Origin of the sequence: Streptomyces yatensis (assembly GCF_018069625.1) — a bacterium.
Classification (GTDB): domain Bacteria; phylum Actinomycetota; class Actinomycetes; order Streptomycetales; family Streptomycetaceae; genus Streptomyces; species Streptomyces yatensis.
Genome location: NZ_CP072941.1, coordinates 2,503,400 through 2,526,162, shown reverse-complemented (window position 1 = coordinate 2,526,162; position 22,763 = coordinate 2,503,400). Strand labels below are relative to the sequence as shown.

At 71.6% G+C, this 22,763-nt stretch carries 20 protein-coding genes; 13 read left to right on the top strand and 7 right to left on the bottom strand.

The window, feature by feature from the left end; all coding sequences use genetic code 11:
- Positions 1-1,743: a BCCT family transporter gene (locus J8403_RS10085; RefSeq protein WP_211128167.1), complete on the top strand. Its 1,743-nt coding sequence runs from the start codon at positions 1-3 to the stop codon at positions 1,741-1,743.
- A 368-nt stretch (positions 1,744-2,111) separates the two neighbouring features.
- Entirely contained in the window at positions 2,112-3,155 is a 1,044-nt protein-coding gene (locus tag J8403_RS10080; protein WP_211122875.1) for an oxidoreductase, read from the top strand.
- Between the two features lie 438 nt (positions 3,156-3,593).
- On the opposite strand, the gene J8403_RS10075 is transcribed toward J8403_RS10080, so the two are convergent.
- The 4 genes from J8403_RS10075 to J8403_RS10060 all read right to left on the bottom strand — a co-directional run bounded on the left by J8403_RS10075 (position 3,594) and on the right by J8403_RS10060 (position 8,715).
- Positions 3,594-6,002 (bottom strand): Tex family protein, encoded by a 2,409-nt coding sequence (locus J8403_RS10075; protein WP_281427912.1) that lies wholly within the window; start codon positions 6,000-6,002, stop codon positions 3,594-3,596.
- Positions 6,003-6,143: 141 nt separating this feature from the next.
- A complete protein-coding gene (locus J8403_RS10070) occupies positions 6,144-6,284 on the bottom strand; it encodes an LPFR motif small protein (protein ID WP_157857073.1) in 141 nt (46 codons plus the stop codon).
- A gap of 659 nt (positions 6,285-6,943) precedes the next feature.
- Complete coding sequence (locus J8403_RS10065) at positions 6,944-7,807, bottom strand: SCO6745 family protein (protein ID WP_211122873.1); 864 nt, start codon at positions 7,805-7,807, stop codon at positions 6,944-6,946.
- A gap of 149 nt (positions 7,808-7,956) precedes the next feature.
- Positions 7,957-8,715: an enoyl-CoA hydratase/isomerase family protein gene (locus J8403_RS10060; protein ID WP_211128166.1), complete on the bottom strand. Its 759-nt coding sequence runs from the start codon at positions 8,713-8,715 to the stop codon at positions 7,957-7,959.
- Between the two features lie 207 nt (positions 8,716-8,922).
- Between J8403_RS10060 and J8403_RS10055 the strand changes: the two genes are divergently transcribed.
- Positions 8,923-9,429, top strand: a complete 507-nt coding sequence (locus J8403_RS10055; protein WP_211122872.1) for an ATP-binding protein — start codon at positions 8,923-8,925, stop codon at positions 9,427-9,429.
- Here J8403_RS10055 and idi read toward each other — a convergent pair.
- From idi to galE, 3 genes are all read right to left on the bottom strand, one after another.
- Positions 9,404-10,015 (bottom strand): isopentenyl-diphosphate Delta-isomerase, encoded by a 612-nt coding sequence (gene idi / locus J8403_RS10050; RefSeq protein WP_211122871.1) that lies wholly within the window; start codon positions 10,013-10,015, stop codon positions 9,404-9,406. The two genes, J8403_RS10055 and idi, sit on opposite strands and share 26 nt — an antisense overlap.
- Positions 10,016-10,079: 64 nt before the next feature.
- Positions 10,080-11,003 (bottom strand): cation diffusion facilitator family transporter, encoded by a 924-nt coding sequence (locus tag J8403_RS10045; RefSeq protein WP_211122870.1) that lies wholly within the window; start codon positions 11,001-11,003, stop codon positions 10,080-10,082.
- Positions 11,004-11,157: 154 nt separating this feature from the next.
- A complete protein-coding gene (gene galE, locus J8403_RS10040) occupies positions 11,158-12,144 on the bottom strand; it encodes a UDP-glucose 4-epimerase GalE (protein WP_211122869.1) in 987 nt (328 codons plus the stop codon).
- Positions 12,145-12,491: 347 nt separating this feature from the next.
- Here galE and J8403_RS10035 point away from each other — a divergent pair, with 347 nt between their 5' ends.
- The 10 genes from J8403_RS10035 (at position 12,492) to J8403_RS09990 (ending at position 22,753) form a co-directional block, all read left to right on the top strand.
- Entirely contained in the window at positions 12,492-14,450 is a 1,959-nt protein-coding gene (locus J8403_RS10035; RefSeq protein ID WP_246585778.1) for a DUF5941 domain-containing protein, read from the top strand.
- The gene (locus J8403_RS10030; protein ID WP_211122868.1) at positions 14,447-15,199 is read left to right on the top strand and encodes a phosphocholine cytidylyltransferase family protein; all 753 of its coding nucleotides are present in this window, start codon (positions 14,447-14,449) and stop codon (positions 15,197-15,199) included. The genes J8403_RS10035 and J8403_RS10030 overlap by 4 nt, the downstream gene beginning before the upstream one ends.
- Positions 15,187-16,260, top strand: a complete 1,074-nt coding sequence (locus tag J8403_RS10025) for an iron-containing alcohol dehydrogenase family protein (protein ID WP_211122867.1) — start codon at positions 15,187-15,189, stop codon at positions 16,258-16,260. The genes J8403_RS10030 and J8403_RS10025 overlap by 13 nt, the downstream gene beginning before the upstream one ends.
- Positions 16,226-17,017 (top strand): CDP-alcohol phosphatidyltransferase family protein, encoded by a 792-nt coding sequence (locus J8403_RS10020; RefSeq protein ID WP_211122866.1) that lies wholly within the window; start codon positions 16,226-16,228, stop codon positions 17,015-17,017. Before J8403_RS10025 ends, J8403_RS10020 begins: the two co-directional genes overlap by 35 nt.
- An 11-nt stretch (positions 17,018-17,028) precedes the next feature.
- On the top strand, positions 17,029-17,901 hold the full coding sequence (locus tag J8403_RS10015) for a glycosyltransferase family 2 protein (RefSeq protein WP_211122865.1): 873 nt from the start codon (positions 17,029-17,031) through the stop codon (positions 17,899-17,901).
- Between the two features lie 79 nt (positions 17,902-17,980).
- Positions 17,981-18,916, top strand: coding sequence for an ABC transporter permease (locus J8403_RS10010; protein WP_211122864.1), 936 nt, complete (start codon positions 17,981-17,983; stop codon positions 18,914-18,916).
- Positions 18,909-19,715, top strand: coding sequence for an ABC transporter ATP-binding protein (locus J8403_RS10005; RefSeq protein WP_211122863.1), 807 nt, complete (start codon positions 18,909-18,911; stop codon positions 19,713-19,715). The genes J8403_RS10010 and J8403_RS10005 overlap by 8 nt, the downstream gene beginning before the upstream one ends.
- Positions 19,716-19,931: 216 nt before the next feature.
- Positions 19,932-20,705: an IclR family transcriptional regulator gene (locus J8403_RS10000; RefSeq protein WP_246585777.1), complete on the top strand. Its 774-nt coding sequence runs from the start codon at positions 19,932-19,934 to the stop codon at positions 20,703-20,705.
- Positions 20,706-20,849: 144 nt separating this feature from the next.
- Positions 20,850-21,197, top strand: coding sequence for a response regulator transcription factor (locus J8403_RS09995; protein WP_211122861.1), 348 nt, complete (start codon positions 20,850-20,852; stop codon positions 21,195-21,197).
- A 92-nt stretch (positions 21,198-21,289) separates the two neighbouring features.
- Positions 21,290-22,753, top strand: a complete 1,464-nt coding sequence (locus tag J8403_RS09990; RefSeq protein WP_211122860.1) for an MFS transporter — start codon at positions 21,290-21,292, stop codon at positions 22,751-22,753.
- Positions 22,754-22,763: the final 10 nt, after the last annotated feature.

Sequence of the window (22,763 nt, the reverse complement as noted above, 5' to 3'; positions counted from 1 at the left end):
GTGGATACTCCCGGCGCCGACTCCGCCGGGCCCCATGCGGCCCCCCGGACGGACCGCGTGGTGTTCGGCGTCTCCGCCGCGCTCACGCTGGCCTTCGTCATCTGGGGGTCCGTTGCCAGCGACACCCTGGAAAGAGTCTCGGACAGCATGCTCTCCGGGCTCATACACAACGGCGGATGGGCCTTCGTCCTGGCCGCGTCGGGGTTTGTCATCTTCGCCCTCTGGCTGGCCATGAGCCGCTACGGCAAGATCACCCTCGGAAAGGAGGGCGAGGAACCCGAATTCCGCACCGTCTCATGGGTCGCGATGATGTTCAGCGCGGGCATGGGCATCGGTCTGATGTTCTACGGCGTGAGTGAGCCGCTGTCGCACTTCATCACCCCGCCGCCCGGGACCGACCCCAGCAGCGCGGCCGAGAAGATGCAGACCGCGATGTCCACCACGCTCTTCCACTGGACGCTGCACCCCTGGGCCATCTACGCGGTCGTCGGCCTGGCCATCGCGTACAGCACCTTTCGCCGCGGCCGCCGGCAGACGATCAGCGCGGTCTTCACACCGCTCATCGGCTCGAGGAACGCCAACGGCTGGGCCGGCCGGGTCATCGACATCCTGGCCATCTTCGCCACGCTCTTCGGCTCCGCCGCATCGCTCGGCCTCGGCGCGCTGCAGATCGGCAGCGGTATCGAGGTGCTGGGCTGGAAGAGCGACGTGGGCACCGGGCTGCTGGTCGCCATCATCGCGATCCTGACCGTCGCCTTCATCGCGTCCGCCGTCTCCGGTGTCGCCAAGGGCATCCAGTGGCTGTCCAACATCAATATGGTGCTGGCGCTCTTCCTCGCGGTCTTCGTCTTCGTGGCCGGCCCGACCATCATCATCCTCGATCTGCTGCCGACCTCGATCGGCTCGTACATCGGCGATCTGCCGCAGCTGGTGGGCCGCACCGAGGCCACCGGCGGCAAGTCGGTCGCGGACTGGCTGAGCAGCTGGACGGTCTTCTACTGGGCCTGGTGGATCTCCTGGACGCCGTTCGTGGGCATGTTCATCGCCCGGATCAGCCGCGGCCGCACCATCCGGCAGTTCGTGGGCGGCGTGATCCTGGTGCCGAGCAGCGTCAGCCTGCTGTGGTTCGCCATCTTCGGCGGTTCGTCGATGAAGCTCCAGGCCGCGGGCCGGCTGGGGAAGGAATCCACCCCCGAGGGGCAGCTGTTCGGAGTGCTGGACCAGTACCCGATCGCCGGCGTGATGAGCGTCCTGGTGATGATCCTGGTCGGCATCTTCTTCGTCTCCGGCGCCGACGCGGCGTCCATCGTGATGGGCACGCTCTCGCAGAAGGGCGCCTTCGAGCCGACCCGCTTCGTCGTCATCTTCTGGGGCGTGATCACGGGCGCGGTGGCGGCCGTGATGCTGCTGATCGGCGGTGGCGGGGGCGATGCCCTCACCGGGCTGCAGAACCTGACGATCCTGGTGGCCGCGCCGTTCACGCTGGTGATGGTGGGGCTGTGCTGGGCGCTGCTGAAGGATCTGCGCCGCGACCCGCTGATCGTGCGGGGCGAGCGGGGAGAGGAGGCCGTCGAGATGGCGGTCATCGCCGGTCATGAGAAGTACGACGGCGAGTTCGAGATCCGCATCGGCCCGGCCACCCCGCCCGACGCCGACTCCGACGCCTCGCCCGGTGGCGAGGACGGGGACGGGGACGGCGCGGACGGATCGGGCGATCGCGCCGCCGCGGCCAGGAGCCGCTGAGCGCTCCGCGGGAAGGGCCGCGAGGTGCGGTCGTTCATCCGCGGCTGTGTCGTGGCCGGCCACGCGGCGGAGCCGCGTATCGACACAGCCGCGGCGGAGCCGCGTATTGACACGGCCCCGCGCCCCTTCGGGGCGCACCCGAACCGCGCACCGGACTTCATCGAGGCGGCCTAGCCCTCCGGTGGCCGCCCCGCGGGGCGCGGCCGTGACACCTGCCGCCCGGACCGATCGGTCCGGGCGGCAGTTTGTGTCGGCGGCGTCCCGTACGGGCTGACGCGGTGTCCCGTACGGGTCGAAGCGGCGACCCGGGCCGCCCGGCGCACCGCCGGTTTCCCCCCGATACGTCCCGTAACGGGAATACTTGGCGCATGACCTCCGAGTACGTGACGTTCGGGCTGGCGCCGGCGATGCGCGCGGGCGGTGTGCTGGCCGATGGCGCGTACCAAACCCACCGCGACTTCCTGGACTTCGTGGTGGACGGCAGGCCGCTGCTGGCGCGCCTCGCCGACCTCGACGCGGTCTCACCGCTCGCCGCCGACATCGGGCCCTCCGGCCTCGCCGAGCAGGTGCGGACGCTGCTGCTGGAGGCGGAGGCGCCGCTGGAGGGAGGCCGGTGCGTCATCTACGGCTGCCCGGAGTGCGAGGGGCTGGAGTGCGGGGCCGTCACCGCCGTCGTCGAGCGGGACGGGCCGGACGTCATCTGGCGTGACTTCGTCTGGCAGACCGGCGACACCCCGGACGCCGAGCGCGACGGCTACCACGACATCGGCCCCTACCGCTTCCCCGGCGAGCAGTACCGGGCCGTGCTGAAGCGGCTGCTGACCGCCGACGGCGCGCCCGCACTCGAGGTCCCGACGGGCCCGAGGGCGCTGCTGATCGGACAGCGCGCCGCCGTCCTCGCCAAGCTGGCCGCCGCGCTGCGCACCATCGGCATCGGTGCCGAGATCACCCTGGACGCGGTGGGCGCCCACGCGGATGAGCTGCGCAAATACGGTGCGGTGGTCTTCGGCCGGACGGTGGGCCCGGGCGAGCGTGACGCGGTCCGGGACGCCTTCACGGCGGCGCGCTCCGACGCGGTGTGCGTCACCGCGCTCGCCCCGATCGTCCCCCTGCTCGTCGCCCAGGTCGAACAGGCCCTGGACCGCACCCCGCACGACCGCCGCCGCCTCCTCGGCCTGACGGCGGTGGCGGGCGGCGCCGAGGCGGTGGTCGAGGTCGCGTCCGCCTGCCGGGTGAGACTGACGGCCCACCGCCTCGACCGGCTGTCCCGGCCCCATGCGCGCGAGCTCTTCGACACCGTCCTGACCCCGGGCACCCACCGCATCCCCCTGGACCCCCGCGCCATCCGCGGCCGGTCCTTCCTGACGGCCCGCACCAGCGAGACGGTCCGGGTCACCCCCGTGGACTACTAGCGCCCGGCCCCACGCAGCCCACGCCCGCACTCGCGCGATCACCTTGGGCACCTCCACGGGCCCCACGGCCCCTGGCGACCGGGAGCCCGGTCGGCCTGGGAACGCGCGTGGATCAGGCCGGGTCAGAAGGGGCAGCTCCGCTGCGCGCAGGCGCCAGGCGGGAGGAGGGGAGGGGAGAGCGCGGGGCCGACGTCCAGCGGCGGCTGGGGCGGCGCACGTGATGGTGCCCCAGCCCACCGCCGCCTGGCCTGGCCGGGCGGGCCGATATTCAGCCCGTCCGGCGAATTGAGGACCGGGGTCCGGGGCGGAGCCCCACGCGCGGCGGAGCCGCATATCGACAGAAGCCGGGAAGGGGCGGGTTGGGGAAAGCAGCCGCCGCCCGGCCCCGCCATGACGGCGGGGCCGGGCGGCGGGACGCACCCGGTGTCGCCCGGAGGGCTAGCGGTTCTTCGGGTCGAGCAGGCCCGCCCGCCGCAGGGCATCGGCCATCGCCCCGTTCACCGGGGCCGCGTCGCGGCCGCCGCCACGCTGGCCACGGCCGCCGCCCCCCTGGCGCTGCTGAGGCGCACCGCCCTGGCGCTGCTGGGGCGCGCCACGACGGCCGCCCCCGCCGCGCTGGCCGCGGGCGTCCTCGGAGCGACCGCGGTCCCGGCCGCCGCCGGATGCCGCGCCCGCCTCGTCGTCGAGCCGGAGCGTCAGCGAGATCCGCTTGCGCGGGATGTCGACGTCGAGGACCTTCACCCGGACGATGTCACCGGGCTTGACCACGTCCCGCGGGTCCTTGACGAACGTCTTGGACATCGCGGAGACGTGCACCAGGCCGTCCTGGTGCACACCGACGTCGACGAACGCCCCGAACGCCGCCACATTGGTGACGACGCCCTCCAGGATCATCCCGGCCGACAGGTCGCCGATCTTCTCGACGCCCTCCTTGAAGGTCGCGGTCTTGAAGGCGGGACGCGGGTCGCGGCCCGGCTTCTCCAGCTCCTTGAGGATGTCGGTGACCGTCGGCAGACCGAAGGCGTCGTCCACGAACTCGTCCGGCCGCAGGTCCCGCAGCACCGCCGTGTTCCCGATGAGGGTGGACACGTCGCCGCCCGCCTTGGTGGCCATCCGGCGCACCACCGGATACGCCTCGGGGTGCACGCTCGACCCGTCCAGCGGGTCGTCGCCGCCCCGGATGCGCAGGAAGCCCGCGCACTGCTCGTACGCCTTGGGGCCGAGCCGGGCCACGCCCTTGAGCGCCTTGCGGTTGACGAACGGGCCGTTGGCGTCGCGGTGGGAGACGATGTTCTCCGCGAGGCCGGTGCCGATGCCCGAGACCCGGCTGAGCAGCGGGGCGGAGGCCGTGTTGACGTCCACCCCGACACCGTTCACACAGTCCTCGACGACCGCGTCGAGCGAACGGGAGAGCTTCACCTCGGACAGGTCGTGCTGGTACTGGCCGACGCCGATCGACTTCGGATCGATCTTGACCAGCTCGGCCAGCGGATCCTGGAGCCGGCGCGCGATGGAGACGGCGCCGCGCAGCGAGACGTCGAGCTCCGGCAGCTCCTGCGAGGCGAAGGCGGAGGCCGAGTACACCGAGGCGCCCGCCTCCGAGACCATCACCTTGGTGAGCTTCAGCTCGGGGTGCCTGCCGCACAGCTCGCCCGCCAGCTTGTCGGTCTCGCGGGACGCCGTGCCGTTCCCGATCGCGATGAGCTCCACCTTGTGCTCACGCGCCAGCGCGGCCAGCTTGTCGAGGGCCTGGTCCCACTGGTTGCGGGGGACGTGCGGATAGATCGTGTCCGTGGCGGCCACCTTGCCGGTCGCGTCGACCACGGCCACTTTCACCCCGGTACGGAAACCGGGGTCGAGGCCCATCGTGGCGCGCGTGCCCGCCGGGGCGGCGAGCAGCAGATCGCGGAGGTTGGCGGCGAAGACCCGGACGGCCTCGTCCTCGGCGGCCTGCCGCAGCCGCAGCCGCAGATCGATGCCGAGGTGGACCAGGACGCGGGTGCGCCAGGCCCAGCGGACCGTGTCGGCCAGCCACTTGTCGGCGGGGCGGCCGCGGTCCGCGATGCCGAAGCGGTGGGCGATGGAGCGCTCGTAGGAGGTGGGGCCGGTCTCCTCGGAGGGCTCCTCCGGCTCCAGGGTGAGGTCGAGGACCTCCTCCTTCTCCCCGCGGAACATCGCCAGCACCCGGTGCGAGGGCAGCTCGGTGAACGGCTCGGCGAAGTCGAAGTAGTCGGCGAACTTGGCGCCCGCCTCCTCCTTGCCCTCGCGCACCTTGGTGGCCGCCCGGCCGCGCTCCCACATCCGCTCGCGCAGCTCGCCGATGAGGTCCGCGTCCTCGCTGAACCGCTCGGTGAGGATGGCGCGCGCCCCGTCCAGCGCGGCGGCGGCGTCCGCGACGCCCTTCTCGGCGTCCACGAAGGCCGCCGCGGCGGCCGTGGGCTCCACGGTCGGGTCGCCCAGCAGCCCGTCCGCGAGCGGCTCCAGCCCGGCCTCGCGGGCGATCTGGGCCTTGGTGCGCCGCTTGGGCTTGTAGGGGAGGTAGATGTCCTCCAGCCGGGCCTTGGAGTCCGCGGCGAGGATCTGCGCCTCCAGCGCCTCGTCCAGCTTGCCCTGGGAGCGGATCGACTCGAGGATCGCGGCGCGCCGCTCCTCCAGCTCCCGCAGATAGCGCAGCCGCTCCTCCAGGGAGCGCAGCTGCGCGTCGTCGAGCATCTCCGTCGCTTCCTTGCGGTAGCGCGCGATGAACGGCACGGTGGAGCCGCCGTCGAGCAGCTCGACGGCGGCTTTGACCTGCCGTTCCCGTACGCCGAGTTCCTCGGCGATCCTGCCTTCGATGGACGTCGTCACGATCACGCTCCGCTTTCGGTCTGCACTGCTCCTGCATTGTGGCAGGTGGCACTGACGAAGCGGTCGCGGCCGACGCTTTCGGCGGGCCGGGAGGGTCGGGGTACGGGTCGGGCGGGCACCGGTATCAGCCGGAAACGGTCATCACACCCGCCTGCGACGCGGTCCGCTCGCCGCGTCGGAGGCACCGCCGAAGAGGCGGGCAACGGCGCGGAAGGGGAGCGTCACCACGGTCGCGATGGCGGCACCGATGGCACGGAGCACGTCGGCGATGGCACGGAACACGGTGGATACCTCCTGTCGATCGGTGGCGGCTCGGCGGCGGCCGCCGGGCACCGTTCGCTACGCGGCGCACGGGCTGGTGCCGGCGTACGCGGCGCGCGGTGTGGGCGCCCGGTTGTCAGACGGCCGATCGCGCACGACAAGCGGGTATCCCGATGTGCTCCTGCCAAACGCGGGCCCCGGCGGGGCCGCTGACCGGGGCCCGTCGGACCCTGCCGCGGGCCCTCGTCGGGCCCCGGCGCCGGACCCCGTCGGGTGCGCCGGAACCGAGCGGAACAGCGTCCGGACGCGGCCCGCTCGGCCCGCCATACCGGTGAAGCCAGGGGAGGTGAAAGGGCGTCACCCGCCGGCCCGGCCTGCTCGGCAAGCCCGTGCCGTCCCGCGGCGCTGGAGCCGGGGCGCCCTGGCCGCCGTACTGCGGGCGCGACCGGGGCCGGGCGGCCGGCCGCCGGGACGGGGCGCCTGCCGGCGCGCCGTACCGGCGAGGCCCCCGGAGGCGGAGGTGCGTCGCGCCCGCGCTCCGGTCACGCTTCGTCCTCCGCCGTGACCGGCGCGCGGAGGCGGTCCGATGGGCGGCGGAGGGACTCGCGGTCGGCCTCGCGGCGGGCATCGGTGGCCGCCCGGCCGCCGTACTGCGGACGGGCGGGCCAGGGGGCCTTGCGTCAGCTCTTGCCGCGGAGGTCCGCCGGGAAGGCGCCGTTCTCGCGGGCGGTGGTGGAGAAGGCGGTGGCCAGCTCGGTCAGCCGGGCCACGCCCTCGGCGCCCAGGTGCTCGTACGGCGCCGCGTCCAGCCGGTCGGTCTCCTTCTCGAGGTGCTGCCGCAGCTGCTCACCGGCCTCCGTCAGCTCGTTGTCGGCGGTGAGCAGACCGCGGTCGCGCAGCCGCTGGCGGCCCGCCTCCCACTCCTCGGCGCTGTAGCCGCGCGTCCGCAGGATCCACTTGGTGGACATGCCCTGACCGGTCGCGGTGTGGGAGGCCAGCGCCTCGACCGCGTCCAGCCCGGCGCCGACCAGGGTCATCAGGTGGGCGTCGCCGCGGTGTTCGCGCAGCAGCGTGGCGGCGTGCCACAGCGCCAGGTGCGGGGCGTCCGGGACGGGCAGATCGGCGTGGGCCGCGTACAGCGGGCGCGCCAGGCGCGAGCACGCCTCCGTGGCGCGCAGGGCCAGTTCCGCGGCCTCGGCCAGCTCCTTGGAGGCGATGATGTCCTCGCCCAGCACCCGCCGCAGCACCGAGTCGGCGGCCCGCAGCCGGGCCTCCAGGGCGGCCTCGGGGGAGACCACGTCCCACGCGGCCGGAATGTGGCGGGCGACCAGGTCGTGGCTGAAGTTGAAGAAGGTCGCGGTGACGGTGCCCGCGCCCACCCGTCCCAGGGGCGCCGCGCGGCCGACGAAGTACGCGGCCGCGCCGTCCTCCAGGCCCAGCTCGGCGAGCTCCTGGCCGAAGTCGGGGGCGAAGTAGATGGCGGAGTGGAGCGGGTTGACGACGCTGTAACAGCGCCGCGCGGCAAGCTCGGGAAGTGTGGTCATGGCCGCACGCTACCGACAGGTAGTGACCCCCGGTAGCCCGGGTATCCCCAAGATCCATCGGGCCCGCGGGATCCGGCCACCCTTACGCCGTCGCGATCCCCTCCAAACCCCAATCAGCCCGCTCGATCCGGCCATCTTTCCGCCGGGGGTCATCCGACCGGTGGGGTCCAGCGGAAGCGCGGGGTGCGGCGTTCCAGGAAGGCGGCGATGCCCTCGCCGGCCTCCTCGCTCCGCCGCGCCTGATCCTGCCAGTACGCCGCCCGGTCCGGCTCGACGGGCCCGGCCGCGAACTCCTTGGCCGCCGCCTGGGTGAGCTGTGACCGGGAGACCAGCGACCGCGTGAACTCCGCCACCCGCTTGTCGAGTCCGCCCGCCGGCAGCACCTCGTCCACCAGCCCGGTGCGCAGCGCCCGTTCGGCGTCGATCAGTTCGCCCGAGAACAGCAGGAACTTGGCGGTGGCCGGTCCCACCAGCTCGACCAGCCGGCGGGTCGAGCTGGTGGCGTAGACGATGCCCAGCTTGGCCGGGGTGATGCCGAAGCGGGCGCCCTCCTCGGCGAACCGCAGATCGCAGGCGGCCGCGAGCTGGCAGCCGCCGCCCACGCAGTAGCCGCGCACCAGGGCCAGGGTCGGCTTGGGGAAGGCGGCCAGCGCCTCCTCGGCGGGCAGCGCGAGCCCGGTGGACTCCTCGTACGTGGCGCTCAGCGAGCCGATGTCGGCCCCCGCGCAGAAGGTGTCGCCCTCGCCGGTGAGCACCAGCGCCCGTACGGCGGGGTCGGCGGCGAGCCGGGTCAGCAGCGGGGGCAGCGCGCGCCACATCCCGGGGGTCATCGCGTTGCGCTTGGCGGGGTGGCGGATGACGACGGTCGCTATGCCGTCGGCGACCTCGTGCTCCAGACAGGGCTCCATGTCGCGGATCGTATCCGGGCTGGTCATGGCAGATTCACCATGGTCGGAACCCTGGCGGGCAGGAACAGTCGAGCGCGTGACCGTGGCATACGCCAACGATCAAAAACGCTCGATAAGCGTCAAGTTGTGCGTACTCCATCGGTCCGTACCAGACCTTCTCAACACTCGGTACGAGTAGTCGGGCGCGGCGAGGGGTGGGTATCGGACATGGAGATCCTCGGGAGAGTCCCCTCAGAAGCGGGACACGCCGCGCCCCCGGCCCCGCCGCCGGTCGCCTACGAGGGGACGTGGCGGTTCACCGCACCCGCCCTGGACTCCTCCGTACCCCAGTCCCGGCACGCGGTGCGCGATCTGCTGGACCATCAGCGCGTGCCGGTCGACGACGAACTGGTGGAGAGTCTGCTCCTGATCGTCTCCGAGCTGGTCACCAACGCGGTACGGCATGCCGCGCTGCTCTCCCCGGAGATCGCCGTCGAGGTCTCCCTGAGCCGGGACTGGGTCCGGATCGCCGTCGAGGACAACCACCCCTACCGGCCCGTCGCGCTGATGGCGGACCAGGGCGGGACGGGCGGGCGTGGGCTGCTGCTGGTGACGGCGATCACGGAGGCGGCGGGCGGGGTCTACGACGTCGACCACACGGCGAGCGGCGGCAAGGTCGTCTGGGCCGCCCTGCCGCTGCCCGGGGCGGCTACCAGCCCGCCGCCGTCCCGGTGAGCTCCCGGACCGCCGGGCGGGCCGCGTCCAGCACGGTCATGAACCACGCCGAGAACGGTCCCTCGTCACGCAGCTTCTCCAGCTCGTCGGGGGTGACGAAGGCGACCTCGCCGATCTCCTCGGGATCGGGGCGCGGGGTCGCCCGCACCAGCCCGGCGAAGAGGTGGTTGTACTCCTGCTCCACCAGGCCCGAGGCGGGGTCGGGGTGGTTGTAGCGGACGGTGCCCGCCTCCCGCAGCAGCGCGGGCGCCACGCCCAGCTCCTCACCGGTGCGCCGGGCGGCGGCCACGAAGGGCGGCTCACCGGGGTAGGGGTGGCCGCAGCAGGTGTTCGACCAGACCCCGGGGGAGTGGTACTTGCCCAGCGCACGGCGCTGCAGCAGCAGCCGCCCCCGGTCGTCGAAGAGGAAGACGGAGAACGCGCGGTGCAGCTTGCCGGGCGCGAGATGTGCGGAGAGCTTCTCCGCGGTGCCGATCGTCGTACCGTCCTCGTCGACCAGCTCAAGCATGATCGGGTCTGCGGAACCGCTCGGCGCGGAGGGCGCGGCGGTCTCGGCGGAGGCGCCGTTGGCAGGTGTGATCGGCATGACCATCCTCATAGTTCCGACTCGTGAACATCCAAGTCTGCCGCACATGTGCCCCCTGTCTGTGTCAGTGGCACAGCTTGGCTTCGTGATCAGCATGCCCACCCGGTTCCAGCTGGAACGTGCAGTGCGCGACGTCGAAGTGCTCCCCGAGACATCCCTGGAGGGCGTGCAGCATCCGCTCGTGGCCCATCGCGTCCAGAACCTCGGGGGCGACCACCACATGCGCCGAGAGCACCGGCATTCCCGAGGTGATGGTCCACACATGGAGATCGTGCAGCCCCTCGACCCCGGGCAGGCCGAGGATGTGGTCGCGTACGGCCGCCATGTCGACATTTCGCGGCGCCGCCTCCAGGAGGACGTTCAGCGTCTCGCGCAGCAGCTTGTACGTCCGCGGCACGATCATCAGGCCGATCACCAGGGAGGCGACGGGGTCCGCCGCCTGCCAGCCGGTCGCGAGGATGATCCCGGCGGACACCAGCACCGCGACCGAGCCCAGCGCGTCCGCCGCGACCTCCAGGAAGGCGCCCCGGACGTTCAGGCTCGTGCGCTGGCCGCCCCTGAGCAGGGCCAGCGACACCAGGTTCGCCGCCAGGCCGACGGCGCCGAAGACGATGGTCAGCCCGCCCTCGGTGGCAGCCGGGGTGAGGAACCGCAGCACCGCCTCGGAGAGGATGTAGCCGCCGACGCCGAACAGCAGCAGACAGTTGGCGAGGGCCGCCAGGATCTCGGCGCGGGCATAGCCGTAGGTGCGGTGCGGGCTCGGGGGACGGCCGGCGAAGTGGATCGCGAGCAGTGCCATCGCGAGCCCGAGCGCGTCCGTCGCCATATGGCCGGCGTCCGCGAGCAGGGCGAGGGAGCCCGCGAGCAGGCCGCCGATGATCTCCACGGCCATCACCGTGAGCGTGATGGCCAGGGCGATCCGCAGCCGCCACCGGTGGGCGGCGGCGGCGGTGGTGTGGCCGCGCGCGTGGTCATGACCTGCGCCCATGTGCGTAGGGCCCTCCTCCCGGCGGCGCGGCCCCCTCCTCACCAGTGAACTACGGCGCCGGGGCGCGGCCGGATCAGCCGCGCCGGTGCCCGGTCAGCCGGGCGCAGGCCACGGCGGCGGCACCGGCGCCCGGCTCGGCGCCGCCCGTGCCCCCTCAGCCGCGCCGGGCCTCGGGGTGCTGCAGGCACCAGCCCTCCCAGGCCGACTCCACCATCGCGCGCACATCGTGCCGGGCGCTCCAGCCCAGCTCCTTGGCGATCAGTTCGGTGGATCCGACGACGCGGGCCGGGTCGCCCGCCCGGCGCGGGCCGACCACCGGGGTGAGCTCCGGGCGGCCGGTGACCTCCCCGATCAGATCGGACATCTCGCGCACCGAGACGCCCTGACCGGTGCCGATGTTCACCGTGAGGTCGCCCGGCCGCGGCTGTGCGGCCAGCCGGCGGGCCACGGCCAGATGGGCCGAGGCGAGGTCCTCGACATGGATGTAGTCGCGGACACAGGTGCCGTCGGGGGTGTCGTAGTCCTCACCGAAGATCCGGGGCGGCTCTCCGTCGGTGATCCGCTCGAACATCATCGGGATGATGTTGAACACTCCGGTGTCGGCCAGCTCGGGGCGCGTGGCACCCGCCACATTGAAGTAGCGCAGACAGGCCGTGGAGAGGGAGTGGGCCGCGCCCGCCGCCCTGACCAGCCATTCTCCGGCCAGCTTGGTCTCCCCATACGGATTGATCGGCAGGCACGGGGTGTCCTCGGTGACGAGTTCCACATCGGGCATGCCGTAGACGGCCGCGGAGGAGGAGAGGAGGAAGCGGCTGACACCGGCCGCGACGGCCGCCTCCAGCAGCACCGTGAGGCCGTGCACATTCTCGCGGTAGTAGAGCAGCGGCTGCTCCACGGACTCCCCGACCTGCTTCTTCGCCGCGAGGTGCACCACACCGGTGATCCGCAGGTCAGCGAGGGTGCGGTCCAGCAGCTCACGGTCCAGGACGGAGCCGCTCACCAGCGGTACGTCCTCGGGCAGCCGCGCCCGTACCCCGCTGGACAGGTCGTCGAGCACGGCGACGGACTCACCCGCCTCGGCCATGGCCCGCACGACATGCGACCCGATATATCCGGCACCACCTGTGATCAGCCATGTCATGCCCCGCACCCTATCCGTGGCGGGGCGGTCGCCGTTTGTGGAGGACAGCAGCCATCCACCATGATGATCCGCGGCACGCGGAAGTGGTCGTTCCCCCGATCGTGTGGTGAATGTGCGGTGAACGGCGGCTTCCATCAATCCGATAGCCTCTGCCGGACGTGCCGCCGGCCCCGCGGGCCAAGGGCGTGCGATGCCCATGGTTCCAAGGGCCCCAGGCCAGTGCCATCAGCGGCGCGGCCACCATGTCAGCTGCCAAGGAGTGAGTTCGTCTGTCGACCGCGATTCTCACCGGTGCGCCGGTCGCCGGCTCGTCCCTCAAGGACGGCCTGCGATCGCTGGGCTTCGACGTGCGTACGGCGACCGATGCCGCCGCGGTCACGGCGGAACTCGCCACCGTCCCGGCGCATGAGCGGGTGGCCCTCGTGGACCCCCGCTTCGTCGGCCATGTCCATGCCCTGCGGCTGGCCCTCACCGACCCCCGCTTCCCCGCGGCCGCGGTGCGCGGCGTGCTCAGCGTCCAGCCGGAGGCCCGTACGGCGCTGGCCCGCGCGGTGACGGCTACGGCCGCCACGGCGCGGACCCCGGGGCATGGCAGTGGGGCACCCGCCGCCCCCGCGCCGGGCACGGGCGCCGTACGCGCCGTCGGCAACCCGGGCCAGGCGGTCCGCGCCGGCGTCACGGAGGCGGCCGAGACGGACGCGAGCGCTCGCGGCGCCGCCACCGCCGGTGCGGTCGGCACGGCCGCGCCGGACCACGTCGCCGACGCCGCCGTCGCGACCGGCGAGGCGACGCGCGTGGCCTCGCCCGACAGCGCGATCGGCGCCCACTCCCGCGTGGACGACCTCGCCGCCGCCCTCGACGCCGAAGGCGTCGCCGTCCACCGCCCCGAGCTCGGTGTGCTCGTGGCCGACGTGCCCGCGGACGCCGAGGCGCGGGCCGCGGCGCACGACGCCGTGGCCGCGGTGGACGACGAGCGGGTGCGGCTGCGGTCCGCCGTGAAGGCGCGGGACGGCTTCTTCACGACGTTCTGCATCAGCCCGTACTCCCGCTATATCGCCCGCTGGTGCGCCCGGCGCGGGCTGACCCCCAATCAGGTCACCACCGCCTCCCTCCTCACCGCCCTCATCGCGGCGGCCTGCGCCGCCACCGGCACCCGGCCCGGGTTCGTCTCGGCCGGAGTGCTGCTGATCGCCTCGTTCGTCCTCGACTGCACCGACGGACAGCTGGCCCGCTACTCGCTGCAGTACTCCACGCTCGGCGCCTGGCTGGACGCCACCTTCGACCGGGCCAAGGAGTACGCCTACTACGCGGGCCTCGCCCTCGGCGCCGCCCGTGGCGGTGACGACGTATGGGCGCTCGCGCTCGGCGCGATGGTGCTCCAGACCTGCCGCCATGTCGTGGACTTCGCCTTCAACGAGGCCAACCACGACGCCACCGGCAACACCAGCCCCACCGCCGCCCTCTCCGGCCGCCTCGACAGCGTCGGCTGGACGGTCTGGGTGCGCCGCATGATCGTGCTGCCGATCGGTGAGCGCTGGGCGATGATCGCCGTGCTGACGGCGTTCACCACGCCCCGGATCACCTTCTACGTGCTGCTCATCGGCTGTGCGCTGGCCGCCTGCTACACCACCGCCGGCCGGGTGCTGCGCTCGCTCACCCGCCGCGCGGAGCGCACGGACCGGGCCGCCCGCGCCCTCGCCGAACTCGCGGACTCCGGTCTCCTGGCGGAACTGGTCGCCAAGGCCGTCCCGCGCGGGGCGAGTTCGTACCTGGCCCCGCTGACGGCCGCCCTCGGTGCCGCGGCCGTCCTGGCCGGCACCGCGGCCGCCGGGTTCGGCTCCTGGGTGCCCCTGGGATGCGCCGTGCTCTACGCGGTCCTCGCGGGCGTCGCCGTCGCCGCGCCCCTCAAGGGCCCCCTCGACTGGTTGGTGCCGCCACTCTTCCGCGCCGCCGAATACGGGACCATCCTGATCCTGGCGGCTTACGCGGAGGTGAACGGCGCCTTGCCCGCTGCTTTCGGGCTGGTTGCGACGGTCGCCTACCATCACTACGACACGGTGTACCGCATCCGCGGCGGCACGGGGGCGCCCCCGCGCCGGCTGGTGCGGGCGATCGGCGGGCACGAGGGGCGGACGGTGGTGGTCACGGCCGCCGCCGCCCTGCTGCACCACCAGAACCAAGGTTTCACCATCGCGTTGACCGCTTTGGCGGCGGTCATCGCGCTGGCGGTGCTCATCGAGAGCATCCGCTTCTGGGTGTCCTCAGGAGCACCCGCTGTACACGACGAAACAGGAGAACCCGCATGATCGGCCTCGTGCTCGCGGCCGGCGCCGGACGGCGTCTGCGCCCCTACACCGACACCCTTCCCAAGGCCCTGGTGCCCGTGGGACCCGAGGGGAAGGAAGGCGAGCCCACCGTCCTGGACCTGACCCTCGGCAACTTCGCGGAGATCGGTCTGACCGAGGTCGCCATCGTCGTCGGCTACCGCAAGGAGGCCGTGTACGAGCGCAAGGAGGCCCTGGAGCGGAAGTACGGCCTCAAGCTCACGCTGATCGACAACGACAAGGCCGAGGAGTGGAACAACGCCTACTCCCTCTGGTGCGCCCGTGACGCGATCCAGCACACCGTGATCCTCGCCAACGGCGACACCGTGCACCCGGTCTCCGTCGAGCGGACCCTGCTGGCCGCGCGCGGCAACGGTCAGAAGATCATCCTGGCCCTGGACACGGTCAAGCAGCTCGCCGACGAGGAGATGAAGGTCGTCGCCGACCCCGACAAGGGCGTCCAGAAGATCACCAAGCTGATGGACCCGGCCGAGGCGACCGGTGAGTACATCGGCGTCACCCTCATCGAGGGCGAGGCCGCCGCCGATCTCGCGGACGCGCTGAAGGCCACCTTCGAGCGCGACCCCGACCTCTACTACGAGGACGGCTACCAGGAGCTGGTCAACCGCGGCTTCAAGATCGACGTGGCCCCGATCGGCGACGTCAAGTGGGTCGAGATCGACAACCACGACGATCTGGCGAAGGGCCGTGACATCGCGTGCCAGTACTGACGAGGCTCATCCCCTCGCCGCTCGTCGTCGACATCCGCGCGGGCGCCCTGGACGATCTCGCGGGGGTCCTCGCCGACCAGCGGATCTCCTCCTCCGGCAAGCTGGCCATCGCCATCAGCGGCGGCTCCGGTGCCCTGCTGCGCGAGCGGCTGTCACCGGCGCTGCCGGGCGCGAGCTGGTACGAGGTCGGCGGCGGCACGCTCGATGACGCGATCAAGCTCGCCGACGCCATGAAGTCGGGGCACTACGACGCGGTCGTGGGGCTGGGCGGCGGAAAGATCATCGACTGTGCGAAGTTCGCCGCGGCGCGCATCGGCCTTCCGCTGGTCGCCGTCGCCACCAACCTCTCGCACGACGGTCTGTGCTCGCCGGTCGCGACCCTGGACAACGACGCCGGACGCGGCTCGTACGGGGTGCCCAACCCGATCGCGGTGGTCATCGACCTCGATGTGATCCGTGAGGCACCGGTCCGCTTCGTCCGCTCCGGTATCGGCGACGCCCTGTCCAATATCTCCGCGGTCGCCGACTGGGAGCTGTCCCACCGCGAGACCGGCGAGCAGATCGACGGCCTCGCGGCCGCGATGGCGCGCCAGGCCGGCGAGGCCGTGCTGCGCCACCCCGGCGGGGTCGGGGACGACGGCTTCCTCCAGGTGCTGGCCGAGGGACTGGTGCTCACCGGCATCTCCATGTCGGTCGCGGGGGACTCCCGCCCGGCCTCCGGTGCCTGCCACGAGATCAACCACGCCTTCGACCTCCTCTTCCCCAAGCGCGCCGCCAGCCACGGCGAGCAGTGCGGCCTGGCCGCCGCCTTCGCGATGCGGCTGCGCGGGGCGCATGAGGAGTCGGAGCACATGGCCGAGGTGCTGCACCGGCACGGCCTGCCCGTGCTGCCCGAGGAGATCGGCTTCACCGTGGACGAGTTCGTCCAGATCGTGGAGTTCGCTCCGAAGACGCGCCCCGGCCGCTACACGATCCTCGAGCACCTCGACCTCTCAACCGACGCGATCAGGGACGCATACGCCGACTATGCCAAAGCAGTCAGTCAAGCCATCAGTGGCTGAACTCCGCCCGGTCGTCCACCCCGCGGGGGTCAAGGACCGGCGGAGCGGTGAGCACTGGGCCGGGCGCCTGTACATGCGGGAAATCTCGCTGCGCTGCGACCGGCACCTGGTGAACACCCGGGTCACGCCCAACCAGCTCACGTATGTGATGACCGTCTTCGGCGCCCTCGCCGCCCCGGCCCTGCTGGTGCCGGGGATCGCGGGTGCCGTGCTCGGCGTGCTGATGGTCCAGCTCTACCTGCTGCTGGACTGCGTCGACGGCGAGATAGCCCGCTGGAAGAAGCAGTTCTCGCTGGGCGGTGTCTATCTGGACCGGGTCGGCGCCTACCTGTGCGACGCCGCGGTGCTCGTCGGCTTCGGCCTGCGCGCCGCCGACCTGTGGGGCTCCGGGCGGATCGACTGGCTGTGGGCGTTCCTCGGCACCCTCGCCGCGCTCGGCGCCATCCTGATCAAGGCCGAGACCGACCTCGTCGGGGTCGCCCGGCACCAGGGCGGTCTGCCGCCGGTCAAGGAGGCGGCCGCCGAGCCGCGCTCGTCCGGGGTGGCGCTGGCCCGCAGGGCGGCCGCGGCGCTGAAGTTCCACCGGCTGGTCCTCGGGGTCGAGGCGTCGCTGCTCATCCTGGTGCTGGCGATCGTGGACCAGGTGCGCGGGGACCTGTTCTTCTCCCGGCTGGGCGTTGCCGTACTGGCCGGTATCGCCCTGCTGCAAACCCTGCTTCACCTCGTGTCCATCCTCGCGTCGAGCAGGCTCAAGTGAGCATGAGCGCCATGAAGGTCGGAGCGGTCGTCCTCACGATGGGCAATCGCCCCGAGGAGCTGCGCGAACTCCTCGACTCGGTCGCCAAGCAGGACGGCGACCCGGTCGAGGTGGTCGTCGTGGGCAACGGCTCGCCGCTGCCCGCGCTCCCCGAGGGCGTCCGGACCATCGAGCTGCCCGAGAACGTGGGCATCCCGGCGGGCCGCAACGTCGGCATCGAGGCGTTCGGGCCCGGCGGCTCGGACGTCGACGTACTGCTCTTCCTCGATGACGACGGGTTGCTGCCCGGCACCGACACGGCCGAGCTGTGCCGCCGGGCGTTCGCCGACGATCCGGAGCTGGGCATCATCTCGTTCCGCATCGCCGACCCCGAGACCGGCGTCACCCAGCGTCGCCATGTGCCCCGTCTGCGTGCCTCCGACCCGCTGCGCTCCTCCCGGGTGACTACCTTCCTGGGCGGTGCCAACGCGGTCCGTACCACGGTGTTCCAGCAGGTCGGAGGGTTGCCGGACGACTTCTTCTACGCGCATGAGGAGACCGATCTGGCCTGGCGGGCGCTGGACGCCGGCTGGATGATCGATTACCGGTCGGACATGGTGCTGCACCATCCGACCACCGCACCGAGCAGGCACGCGGTCTACCACCGGATGGTGGCCCGCAACCGGGTCTGGCTGGCCCGGCGTAACCTTCCTGCGCTGCTCGTGCCCGTCTATCTGGGCGTCTGGCTGCTGCTCACACTGGCCAGGCGTCCGTCGAAAACCGCACTTCGGGCCTGGTTCGGGGGCTTCAGGGAGGGCTGGAAGACACCGTGTGGTCCCCGCCGACCCATGAAGTGGCGTACGGTATGGCGCCTGACCCGACTGGGCCGACCTCCTGTCATCTGACAAGCTCGTATCGAAGAGCATCGGGCGCGACCCGGGGCGCGGCCCCGCTCAGCGCACCCTGAAGACGAAAGTGTCAACTGTGAGCGAGACTACGCACGACGGTGCGGTAGCCGTGAGTGCCCCGCCATCGGCCGATGACGGCCTGTCCCCGTCCGAGCTGGCGACGAAGTACGGGCTGTCGGTCAGCGGCGCCCGGGTGGGCCTCGGCGAATACATCCGCCAGATGTGGGGCCGGCGTCACTTCATCCTGGCCTTTTCGCAGGCCAAGCTCACCGCGCAGTACAGCCAGGCCAAGCTGGGCCAGCTGTGGCAGGTGGCGACGCCGCTCCTCAACGCGCTGGTGTACTACCTCATCTTCGGGTTGCTGCTGAGCACCAGCCGCGGCATGCCGCATGAGGTGTTCATTCCGTTCCTCGTGACGGGTGTCTTCGTCTTCACCTTCACGCAGAACTCGGTCCTCGCCGGTGTGAGGTCCATCTCGGGCAACCTCGGCCTGGTCAGGGCCCTGCACTTCCCGCGCGCCTCGCTGCCGATCTCGTTCTCGCTCCAGCAGCTCCAGCAGCTGCTGTTCTCGATGATCGTGCTGGTCGTCATCATGGTCGGCTTCGGCAGCTACCCCGGTCTGTCGTGGCTGCTGGTGATCCCGGCGCTGGCGCTCCAGTTCGTGTTCAACACCGGCCTCTCGCTCATCGTCGCCCGGATGGGCGCCAAGACGCCCGACCTCGCGCAGCTGATGCCGTTCGTGCTGCGGACGTGGATGTACGCGTCCGGGGTGATGTTCAGCATTCCGCACATGCTGGCGGAGAAGGACGTGCCCGGGTGGGTCACCGACGTCCTTCAGTGGAACCCGGCGGCCGTCTATATGGACCTCATCCGGTACGCACTGATCGACGGGTACTCCGCGTCGAACCTGCCGGATCACGTCTGGGCCTTCGCGCTCGGCTGGGCGGTCCTGGCCGGCTCGGCGGGCTTCGTATATTTCTGGAAGGCGGAGGAGCAGTACGGCCGTGGCTGAACAGACACTCGAAACCGTCGAGCGCGCGGCGCCCGCTGAGGCCCGTGTGCCCACCGTCGTCGCCGACGACGTGCATATCGTCTACCGCGTCAATGGCGGCCCCAAGGGGAAGGGCAGCGCCACCGCCGCCCTGAGCCGCATCCTGCGCCGCAAGGGCTCTCCCGGTATGCGCGAGGTGCACGCCGTGCGCGGGGTCACCTTCGTGGCGTACAAGGGCGAGTCGATCGGGCTGATCGGATCCAACGGCTCCGGTAAGTCGACCCTGCTCAAGGCCGTCGCGGGGCTGCTGCCCACCGAGCGCGGCAGCGTCTACACCGATGGCCAGCCGTCGCTGCTCGGTGTGAACGCGGCGCTGATGAACGACCTCACCGGTGAGCGGAACGTCATACTCGGCGGTCTGGCCATGGGTATGTCGCGTGAGCAGGTCCGGGAGCGCTACCAGGACATCGTGGACTTCTCGGGCATCAACGAGAAGGGTGACTTCATCACCCTGCCGATGCGCACGTACTCCTCCGGTATGGCGGCCCGGCTGCGCTTCTCCATCGCCGCGGCCAAGGACCACGATGTGCTCATGATCGACGAGGCGCTGGCCACCGGCGACCGGAAGTTCCAGAGGCGCTCCGAGGCCCGTATCCGCGAGCTCCGCCAGGAGGCCGGCACGGTCTTCCTCGTCAGCCACAACAACAAGTCGATCCGGGACACCTGCGACCGGGTGCTGTGGCTGGAGAAGGGCGAGCTGCTGATGGACGGCCCGACCGACGAGGTCATCAAGGCGTACGAGAAGGAGACCGGCAAGTAGCCGCTCCGGGAACAGTCACTCCATAAAGCATCAGGCCCCGCCGGGCAACCCGGCGGGGCCTTGTTGTCCACAAGCGGACCACCTGCCCCGGTTCGGGAATGGGTGTGGACGCATGGCACGTTGGGCAGGGCAACGGGGGAATCTGTACGGGGGGCTGACGGGGTGGCCAAGAACGGGGCCGTGGGCGGAAGCAGCCATGCCGAGAGGGTGTTCCGCGTGCAGCGGGCCTTCACCCAGCTCGGCGGACGGGCCCATGGGCCCGGCGCGCTGGCCAGGGCGGCGGAGCTGGACGATTCGACCGTCTACCGCATCCTGCAGTCCGGGGTGCACCAGGGCATCTTCGTCCGCGAGGGCCGGGGGCTGTACCGGCTGGGCTCGGCGGCCCCGCAGCTCGGTCTCAAGGCGCTGGCCCACTCGCCCGCGCCGGACGCCGCCCACGCCCTGCTGGAGGCGCTGCGCCGGGCCACCGGGGGGCTGGCCTTCCTCTATCTGCTGGCGCCCTTCGGGGGCGCCCACCGGCAGTGCGCCGATATGGCCGTGGGCGACTCCGACCTGACGGAGCTGGGGATGACGCCGCGCGCGGTGCAGACCGTCGAGCATTCGCTGCGGGTGGGCGCGGCGGGGCGGGCGATCCTGGCGTATCTGCCCGAGACCATCCAGTCGGAGGTGCTGGACCGGCCGGTGCCCGACGAGGCCGGCCCCGGGGCCTTCCGGGACGATGTGCGGCTGCTCGCCTCGCTGGACCGGATCAGGGCGCGGGGCTACGCGCTGGGCCGCGAGGAGTGCGCGGCGGGGTGGAACGAGTGTGCGGCGCCGGTCACTTGGGACGGGCTGGTGATGGGCTCGGTGCTGGTGATGAAGCCCAAACAGGTCATGACGCGGTGTCCGGTGACCGTCATCGGGGCGGTGGAGCAGACGGCGGCGGCGCTGGCCGATCTGGGGCGCGGGCAACCCGCCGTCCCGGATGGAAATGATCCGAGAATGAAGTAAATTTAAGGTAACAGGAGTAAACGTGAAGCGCATTCCCCACGCTTCACCAGCTCTTTCTCGCGAGGCGAGAAAGGGTCGGAAATCCTTGACTCGTACGGGCGTGCGGCCGCAATAATCAAGAGGGCAATCAAGTCTGATTCTTGCATGAGCGGCGGCTCGACGCGCCGCACACTAGGGGGAAATGTCACCGTGTCCGACAGGGGCGGTCTTGCCGTCGTGCCCGATATTCCCGTGCCCAACTGGTCGCGGGAGCTGGAGCGTGTGCCGTTGTTATCGGCCAGGGAGGCCCAGGCGTTTGCGCTGCTCGGCGCCGGCTGGTCCAACCGCCGTATCGCGCTGCGGCTGCAGGTGACCGGGCGCACGGTGAAGGCGCATGTGGCCTCAATACTCGCGAAACTGCAGGTGGAATCGCGACTACAGGCCGGCCTCGTCGCCCTCAGCTACCGGCACCTGTACCAAAGTACAGTTCCCGGGAGGATCGTGGCCGGTTAGCGTTGCCGCTGTCTGTCCGTTTATCCGTCGGCCGGATATCGACGTGAACCAATCTGTCGCACAGCAAACGCGCCGTCCTAGGAAAGGTATTCATGGCTGACCGTTCCGGCCCGAGCGGAATGAACCCCGTGTGGACGCTGGTGGTGTCCGGACTCACCGTCTTCATGGCCGCCTTGGACAACCTCGTCGTGATCACCGCGCTGCCCGCCATCCAGAAGGACCTGGGCACCAGCCTCCAGGACCTGGAGTGGACGGTGAACGGCTACACCCTCACCTTCTCGGTCTTCCTGATGGCCGGTGCGGCCGCCGGGGACCGGTTCGGGCGCCGCCGGGTGTTCCTGGCCGGCCTCGTCGTCTTCACCGGGGCCTCCGCCGCCGCGGCGCTGTCCGGCAGCGCGGACGCCCTGATCGCCGCCCGTGCCGTACAGGGTCTCGGGGCGGCCGTGGTGATGCCGCTGACGCTGACGCTGCTGACCGTCGCCGTCCCCGAGCGCCGGCGCGGTCTCGCGCTGGGCGTCTGGGGCGCCCTCAGCGGGCTCGCGGTCGCGCTCGGCCCGCTGATCGGCGGGGCCGTGGTGGAGAAGATCTCCTGGGAGTGGATCTTCTGGGTCAATGTGCCGATCGGCGTGCTGGTGCTGGTGCTCGGCCTCTGGAAGCTGGCCGAGTCCACCCGCCCGGACACCTCGCTCGACCCGGTGGGCACCGTGCTGGTCAGCCTCGGGGTGTTCGGCGTGGTCTACGCGCTGGTGTCCACCACCGAGCACGGCTGGTCCAGCGGCCGGGTGATCGGCTTCCTGGCCGGCGGCCTGGTGGTCCTCGCGCTGTTCGTCGGCTGGGAGCTGCGCACCGCCGAACCCATGCTGCCGATGCGGCTGTTCCGCAACCGCGCGTTCAGCGCGGTCAACGCGGCCAGTCTGCTGATGTTCGCGGCCATGTTCGGACTGGTCTTCCTGCTCACCCAGTTCATGCAGAACATCCAGGGCTTCTCGCCGCTGGAGGCGGGCGTGAAGATGCTTCCCTGGACGGCGATGCCGGTCGTCGTCGCGCCGCTGGCGGCGCTGCTGACCGCCCGGCTCGGCAACCGTCTGGTGGTCGCCGCGGGCCTGCTGTTCGAGGCCGCGGGGCTGGGCTGGCTGGCGTCCGTGGTGAGCGCGGACACCGCCTATGCCGATCAGGTGCCCGGTCTGGTGCTCGGCGGAATCGGCCTCGGGCTGTTCTTCTCGCCCGTCGCGGAAATGGCGATGAGCATCGTCGCGCCCCGCGACCAGGGAATCGCCTCGGGCGCCAACAACACGTTCCGGGAGCTCGGCGGCGCACTCGGCGTCGCGGTGCTCACCTCCGTATTCACCACACTGGGCGGATACGGCTCGCCCCAGGAATTCGTGGACGGGCTGCGGCCCGCCGCCTGGATCGGCGCCGGAATCGCCGCCCTCGGCTGTCTGGCCATTCTCACGGCACCGCGCGGCCGCACCGTACCCGGCGAAACGAAGGTGATTTCTTCGGGAGCCGCCGAGGATTCACACCAGGGAAACCTCCCGAGTCGGTCGCGCAACTAAATTCGGCAGA